The sequence below is a fragment of the Pseudomonas sp. GW821-FHT07E12 genome (assembly GCF_058986605.1).
Genome location: NZ_JBYSVX010000069.1, coordinates 1 through 7,648 on the forward strand (window position 1 = coordinate 1; position 7,648 = coordinate 7,648).

General features: G+C 66.4%; 7 protein-coding genes. All 7 read right to left on the reverse strand.

What is annotated here, in order from left to right; all coding sequences use genetic code 11:
• Positions 1–107: 107 nt before the first annotated feature.
• Positions 108–2,249 carry a ferric-rhodotorulic acid/ferric-coprogen receptor FhuE gene (gene fhuE / locus AC3WJE_RS20625; protein WP_493732716.1) on the reverse strand — a complete coding sequence of 714 codons (2,142 nt, stop codon included), beginning with the start codon at positions 2,247–2,249 and terminating at the stop codon, positions 108–110.
• Between the two features lie 338 nt (positions 2,250–2,587).
• Entirely contained in the window at positions 2,588–3,964 is a 1,377-nt protein-coding gene (locus AC3WJE_RS20630; protein WP_493732717.1) for a leucyl aminopeptidase family protein, read from the reverse strand.
• Positions 3,965–4,028: 64 nt separating this feature from the next.
• The gene (locus AC3WJE_RS20635) at positions 4,029–4,760 is read right to left on the reverse strand and encodes an HAD family hydrolase (RefSeq protein WP_493732718.1); all 732 of its coding nucleotides are present in this window, start codon (positions 4,758–4,760) and stop codon (positions 4,029–4,031) included.
• Between the two features lie 154 nt (positions 4,761–4,914).
• Positions 4,915–6,027 carry an AI-2E family transporter gene (locus AC3WJE_RS20640; RefSeq protein WP_493732719.1) on the reverse strand — a complete coding sequence of 371 codons (1,113 nt, stop codon included), beginning with the start codon at positions 6,025–6,027 and terminating at the stop codon, positions 4,915–4,917.
• A gap of 105 nt (positions 6,028–6,132) precedes the next feature.
• Positions 6,133–6,600, reverse strand: a complete 468-nt coding sequence (locus AC3WJE_RS20645; protein WP_493732720.1) for a hypothetical protein — start codon at positions 6,598–6,600, stop codon at positions 6,133–6,135.
• Positions 6,597–7,061, reverse strand: a complete 465-nt coding sequence (locus AC3WJE_RS20650) for a hypothetical protein (RefSeq protein WP_493732721.1) — start codon at positions 7,059–7,061, stop codon at positions 6,597–6,599. The genes AC3WJE_RS20645 and AC3WJE_RS20650 overlap by 4 nt, the downstream gene beginning before the upstream one ends.
• Positions 7,062–7,070: 9 nt before the next feature.
• The gene (locus AC3WJE_RS20655) at positions 7,071–7,433 is read right to left on the reverse strand and encodes a hypothetical protein (RefSeq protein WP_493732722.1); all 363 of its coding nucleotides are present in this window, start codon (positions 7,431–7,433) and stop codon (positions 7,071–7,073) included.
• Positions 7,434–7,648: the final 215 nt, after the last annotated feature.

Genomic DNA, 7,648 nt, shown 5'->3' on the forward strand with positions numbered 1-7,648 from the left:
GGTGAAGCCGCGATGGGGCTTTATCGGGAAAGCCCCATCGCGGCTGAAGCCGCTCCTACGATTTACTGGGGCATCGTCCCCGCTTGTACGGGGACGACGGCCGCTGATCAGAACGACCAGGTAAAGGTCAGCGAGCCGTTGCGCGGTTCGCCCCAGGCACCGTAGCCGTAGATCTGCGAGTAGTACTGCTTGTTGAGCAGGTTGTTGAGATTGACCTGCACCGAGAATTCCGGCGACAGGCGGTAGCGTACGAACGTGCTCACCAATGCGTAGGCATCCTGCTCGAAGCGTCCGTAGGTGGCGTCGGTGTAGTAGATGCGGTTCTGCCAGTTCACACCGCCGCCGAAGGTCAGCTCGGCAAGACTGCGCGGGGTGTAGCTGGTGTAGAGCTTGAGCGTGGTCTGCGGCAGCTGGGTGTTGATGTCGGAATTGTTGACGTCCTTGGCGACATAACGCGACGCGCCGAAGGTGCCGTTCCAGCCCGGTGCCAGTTCGCCGTTCAACTCGAATTCGAAGCCACGGCTGACGGTGCCCTTGGCAGCGACATAGGCGGTCTCGGAAGTGCCGGTCACGAACTCGGACGTCGCCTGGGCGACATTGTCCTGTTCGATGCGGAACACCGAAAGCGAGGCGTTCAGGCGATTTTCGAACCAAGCGGCCTTGACGCCGGCTTCGTAGCTCTTGCCGGTCACCGGATCCAGGTAGCTGCCGGTGACGGTGCGCGAGGTCTGCGGCTGGAAGATGTCGGTGTAGCTGGCATAGGTCGACCAGATGTCGTTGATCTCGTAGACCAGACCGGCGTACGGCGTGGTGACCTTGTGCGAGCGGTCGGCGCCTTCGCCTTCGCTCTTCCAGTCGGTGTAGCGCGCGCCGACGATCAGCTTGAGCGGATCGGCCAGCGAGAAGCGTGCAGCGGCGTAGCCGGCCTTCTGAGTGATGGTGCCGCGGCTGTATTCGACCAGCGCATTCCAGTCCGGCTCGGGATAGTTTCCGGTCCAGTCGAGGTAGCTGGCCATCGGGGCCGGGAAATCGTACGCACCGTTGTTCACGTACCGGCGGCGGTTGTAGCTGACACCGGCCATCAGCTCGTGCTCACGGCCGAACAACTGGAACGGGCCTTCCGCGTAGCCGTCCAGGCCATCGACCTTGCGCTGGGTGACGTAGTAGCCGGAATAGGGCACTACGCCACCGCCGGTGGTCTTGTCGAAGCCGTAGATCGTGTAATAGGGATAGAACAGCTTGTCGGTGACATCGGTCTGGTCGTGCGTGGCGTTCGCCTTGATCTTCCAGCCGCTGGCGAAGTCATGCTGCAGCGTGGCGAATGCGCGCTTGGTGGTGGTGTCCCAGAACGTCCAGTCGGCGGCCGGATTGAAGGAGCGCGAGTAATTCGTACGGCCGCCGTCGGAATACCACAGCGGGAAGCCACCCCAGGTGACGTCGTTGGAGTTCTTCTTCTGATAGTCGTAGCCCACGCTGAGCTGCGTGTCCGGGGTCAGGTCGGCATCGATCACCGCATAGCCCAGGGTCTTGGTCTGGGTATAGCGGTCCACGTACGACTCGGTGTCGAGGTAGCTGCCGATCACGCGTGCGCGCACGCTGCCGCTGGCGTTGAGCGGGGTGGTGACATCGACCGTGGTGCGGGTCCTGCCCCAGCTGCCGGCGGTGACCGAGACGCTGCCGGTCAGCTCGGCGCTGTCGGCGTGTTTGCGGATCAGATTGACCGAGGCCGACGGATTGCCGGCGCCGGTCAGCAGGCCGGTGGCGCCACGCACCACTTCCACGCGGTCGTACAGCGCCAGATCCAGCGCGGAGTCGCCGTAGCTCCAGTTCTGCACCATCGTGGTCGGGATGCCGTCGAACTGATAGTTGTCGATGTAGAAACCGCGCGCATAGAACTCGAAGCGCTCGCTGTCGGAACGGGTGTTGGAGATGCCGGTGGTGTTCTCCAGCACGTCGATGATGTCGTCCAGCTGCTGATCCTCGATGCGCTGGTGGCTGATGATGCTCACCGACTGCGGGATCTCGCGGGGGGCCAGTTCGAAGCGGGTGCCGGCCGTGGTCTTCCTGACGCTGTAGCCTTCGGCGCGCTCGCCCTTGACGTTGACCTTGTCGAGCGTGGTGACATCAGTGTCGGCAGCAGCGGCCGGCTCCTCGGCCCAGGCCGGCAGGATGACCAGCGCGCAGGCAACAGCGAGCAGGCTGCGCCGGGGCAGGCGGGAGATCGGGAGAGGAAGGGTCAACCAGTTCATTGCAAGCTCCAAAGGACAGACGGACAAAAACCACCACCCGCGTTGCGGGAACACGGGCGGGGAATCGATTGGGCTGGCTTGGAGCGGTCCCGGCTCACGGAAGACGGGGCTTCCGGTGGGGATGTGGCATCTGGCTGGCGATGTTCATAGCGCCGGCAACTTGGAGCGGCCGGCGGTGTCGCAGGTGTTCGGCAGTCGGGCCCCTTGCCGTTAAATCGGGAAAGAAATGCCCGAACTCAGCGGCAAGTGTAGCCCCCATCCACCGACTCGTCAGAAGCCAGCAGAGATGTCCAGGCTCTCGTAAGCCGAGCAAGCTCGGCTCTACGAGGCGATATCACCTAGCCGCCGTAGCGTGCCTTCAACATTTCCCACGCCGAGCGCAGCGCCAGTGCTTCGCCACCCGCGGGGCGGCCGGGGCGGTCGCTGTCGTTCCATGCGTACACATCCAGATGCGCCCACTTCTGACCCGGCGCCACGAAGCGCTCCAGATACAGCGCGGCAGTCACCGCACCCGCCATGCGTGAGCCGGCGTTGGCCATGTCGGCGACGTGGCTGTTGAGATAACGCAGGTACGGGCGCCACAGCGGCATGCGCCAGACCGGATCGCGGGTGCGTTCGCCAGCGGCCAGCCAGTCGTTCGCAACCGTATCGTCGTTGGCGAACAGCGCCGGCAGGTCCGGGCCGAGCGCGATGCGTGCCGCGCCGGTCAGCGTGGCGAAGTCGAGGATCAGCTCGGGCTTGGTCTCGTTCGCATACGCCAGCGCGTCGCACAGGATCAAGCGGCCTTCGGCGTCGGTGTTGTCGATCTCGACGCTGACCCCGGCGCGGGTGATGACGACTTCGCCGGGGCGGAACGCATTCGGACCGACCGAATTCTCCACCGCCGGCACCAGCAGCGTCAGCCGCACCGGCAGCTTGCGCGCCATCACCAGCCCGGCCAGCGCCAGCGCATGCGCAGCGCCGCCCATGTCCTTCTTCATGTTGCGCATGCCATCGGCCGGCTTGAGATCGAGCCCGCCGGTGTCGAAGCACACGCCCTTGCCGACCAGCACCAGATGCGGATGCGGATGCGCAGCATCGCCCCAGTGCAGCTCGATCAGGCGCGGCGCGCGATGCGAAGCACGACCGACCGCGTGGATGGTCGGGAAATTGTTCTCCAGCAGCGCATCGCCGGCGATCACCTGGACATCCGCGCCATGCGCCTGTGCCAGCGCGCGCGCGGCCGCTTCCAACTGCTCCGGGCCCATGTCCTCGGTCGGCGTGTTGACCCAGTCGCGCACCTGCAGGCAGGCCTCGATCAACGCGAGGGTTTCCGCATCCGGCGTCGCGGCCAGCAGTGCCGGCGTGCGCAGCAGCTTGCGATAGCGCGTGAAGCGATAGCTGCCCAGGCCCCAGCCGAGCTCCAGTGCGCGGCGTGCGCCTTCATCGAGTTCCGACGCCAGCTGCCAGCGGCTGCCGGGCGGCAGCGCGAACGGGCCGTGTGCGTAGGCATAGGCATCGCCGCGATCGCCCACGCCCAGCACCGCCCCCGCCAAACCTTGTTCGCCCGGCAGCAGCAGCACCGAGCCCGGCGCGGCGATGAACTGCTGCGCCAGCGCCCATGCCGCCACGCTTGCCGGCTGCTGCGTGCACCAGTCGGCGAAGCCATCGCGATCGAGCACATGCAGCGGCAACGCGCCGGAACTGTCGGAGGTGAAGCCTTGCAGAAGCGTCATGGCGGAATCCTGTGGAAACACGCTCAGGCGAGTGTCGCGCTGAGCAGGGTGGGGGCGGACGCGCTCAGGCGCAGCGGCGTCCGTCGCCGGGCGTGGCGAAGTCAGGGTGGGCATCGAGCCAGTCGGCCAACCCGGTCAAGGAGTCGAAGTGCAGATCGGGCTTCAGCGTGGGGTGCTCCCACATGCGTGCCTCGCGATCGATCCAGCAACTGCGCAGGCCGGCGTTGATCGCGCCGAGCACGTCCATCTCGATGTGATCGCCGACGTGCAATACCTGCGCCGGCGGTACGCCCAGTCGTTCACAGGCGGCGTGGAAGATGCTCGGCTCCGGCTTGGCCGCACCGTGCTCGCGCGAGCCCAGCGAGAACACGAAATGCTGCATCAGCCCGATCCGTTCCAGATCGGCATTGCCGTTGCTGAGTGCGGCGACCGGCACGCGCGCGGCGATCCGCGTCAGCGCATCGATCGCATCCGGATAGCATTCGACTTGGTTGCGGGTGGCGTAGAACACCTCGAACGCCGGCTCGACCAGTGCCAGGTCGCCACCGCTTTCCTCCAGCGCCTGACGGATCGTCAACCGGCGCAGCGCGCTCAGGTCGTAGTGCAGGTGCGGATTCTCGATGAAGCTGCGTTCGCGCAGCTGCCGCATCGCCGCCACCGGGAAACGTTGCGCGGTGACCGGGCTGTGAACACTCAACCACTCGTGGAGTGCCTGATCGACACGCGCACCGATCGGCGCAAACGGCCACAGCGTGTCGTCGAGATCGAGGGTGATGGCGCGGATGGGGAAGTTCATTTGCAGCATTTTACGTCAGGGGCCGGGATTGCGGATTCGCAATTGCGGATTCGCAAGAGCGCCGTAGGGGTGTAGGAGCGGCTTCAGCCGCGATGAAGCGTTACCGGTAAAGCCCATCGCGGCTGAAGCCGCTCCTACAAGGCTCCCGGCCCCGCTACTCGAGCAACCGCGCCCAGCGCTGCATGCCATCCAGCCGATTGAGCACCAGCTTGATGCACACCAGCAGCGGCACCGCCAGCAGCAGGCCGATCATGCCCCACAGCCAGCCGAACAGCATCAGCGCCAGGATCAGCATCAGCGGCGAGATCGCCATGCGCCGGCCGAGCACGATCGGCGTGACCACCTGGCCCTCGACCGTATGCAGCAGCAGATAGAGCAGCGCCGGCACCATCGCGTCCAGCGGCGTGCGGAACTGCACGAACCCCATCAACAGCATCAGCATCACGCCGATCAGCGGGCCCACGTACGGCGCGAAATTCAGCAGCGCCATCACCGTGCCCCACAGCAACGCCTCCTGCAACGGGATCGACAGGAATGCATACAGCAACATCGCGAACAGCAACCCGACCGCGGTGTTGATCAGGGTGATCGTCAGTACATAGCGCGACACCTCGCGTTCGATGCCGCGCAGGATCTCGGAAGTGAAATGCTGCTGCTGGCGACTGGGCAGCAGCGCGATCGCGTTGCGTTGCAGGTTTTCGCCATAGACCATGAAGAAGAACGTCAGCAGCACCACCGCCAGCACGGATGCAGCCAGCTTGGGCGTGCGCACCAGCGCCTTGTACGGGTCGTCCAGCTGGGTGCGCACGATCTGCACCTGTCGCCCGTCACCGCCGCCGGCCGCTCGGGCGAAATTCTCGGCGGCCTGGTTGGCCTGCTGCATCGGCTTGGTGAGGTTGCGCAGCTCGCGCGAGATCTGCCGCATCTGCGTCGGCGCCTGCTGGAACCATTCGCTGGCCGGCCCGGCCAGCTGCATCGTCAGCGCGGCCGCTGCCGACAGCCCCATCAGCAGCACCAGCAGCGCGGCGATGAAGCGCGGCAGGTACAGCCGTCGCAGCAGGCGGATGATCGGATTGCCGACCAGCGCGAAGAACACCGCCAGCATGATCGGCAGGATCACCGTCTGCGCCGCCCACAGCGTGTAGCCGACAGCCAGGGTGGCCAGTACCACCAGCGAGGCTGGCGCACGTGGGCGCGGCGCGGGGGGCGGAGGCAACGGGACATCGTTGCCGGCCGTGGTGACCGGCGATTCAGCGGGAATGCTCATGCGGAGGTTGGCAAGACCGGCGTGCGCCGGCGGAGCGCCATTATCCGCCCAGCGGGACGTCGCGGCGCATGTCACCTGGATCCTGCGCAAAGCTTCCGGCGTGTGTCAGCGCTCGGAAACCTCGGTCGCCGCCTCGGCCGGGCGTGGCGGGGCCGGATCGGCGATGGCTGACGGATCGGGGCGGGCCGAAGCAACTGGCCGCGCCGGTGCCGCATCCGCATCCCGGGCCACATCCCCGCCGGCTTCGGCAGCAGCATTCGCAGCCTGCCCGAAGGCCTCCTTGAATGCCTCCTGCGCCTGGGACGCGGTGAACAGTGCCGATACCGCGCTGATCATCTTCAGCAGCTTGGGCACCGCGCCGACCTTGCCGGCCAGACTGCCCAGCATCGTCTTCGGCTCGCTGAGCCCCACGATGAAACCCAGCCCCAGCCCGCCGATGACGATCCGGCCCGGCGTCAAAGCGCTGCTCCACACGCGTCGGATCGTGCCCCAGTGCTGCACCACCTGGTGCTGACGTCCTTCCAGCACCGCCTCGGCGCGGGCGATGCGGTGCTGCAGCTGTTCGAGCTTCATGCCTCCTCCTTGTGCGCCGGGGTGGTGCCATCGTCGTCGTCACCGCCGATGCCGAGACGGGCAAGCTGGCGGCGGGTGGCGTCGAGCTTGCTCATCTCGAAGTAGCGGATCGCCTGCCAGGCGCCGAGCGCGGTGACGATCAGGCTCAGCAACGCCATCAGCGAGATCGACGCCAGCCACGACAGGCCCAGGCGGCTCAGCAGCGCGATGCCCGCCGCCATCAGCATCAGCCAGGCAGAGGCGCCGAACGCCACTGCGACGGTGAGCCATACCAGCGCCCGCGCCAATGCCGCGCGCGCCAGCGCCAGATCGGCGATGAACAACCTGCGCAATGCCTGCAGGGCTTCCAGGCCGGCATTGATGCCCTCGCGACCGGCCTTGCCGAGTTCACCGACCGCTTCTTCGAGCGACGGCGTGCGTGTGGCGCCGTCCTGGCCGCCGTCGTTGTCCGTATCGGCCACGGCCCCGGCTTACTTGTCGCTGCTGCGTGCGAGCTTGGCGATGATCCAGCCGGCGGCGAAAGCGACACCGAATGCAGCCAGCGGACGCTCGCGGATCAGATCGGTGGCGCTGTCGAGCAGGTCCTTGCCCTTGTCCACCAGTGCATCGACCTGTTCCTTGGCGGCGGCACCGCCGAACTGCGCGGCGTTCAGCCCGGCCAGCGCGCCGTCGGACAGCTCGGCCTTGACGTTGGCCTTGCCGAGCTTGAGCTCGTCGCTGGCGGCAGAAGCGGCGACCTTGACGGCGTCGCCGGCGGCGCTGGCGGCGGACTTCAGGTGGGAGCCGGCTTCGCTCAGGTTGTCCTTCAACTGCTCGGTGTTGGTGGGGCTCATGTGGATCTCCTTGTCGTCGTGGCGGCCGCGTAGGGGGCGGCCAATGAACACTAGCAATAACATCGTGCCGGTGCAGGGAGCGTTATGGCGAAGCTTTTGCCTGTGTTTGCCTGTGTTTGCCTGTGTTTTTGCCTGCGGCTGCCCGTGTCTGCCGTGTAGGAGCGGCGTCAGCCGCGATGGGGCTTTACCGGTAAAGCCCCATCGCGGCTGACGCC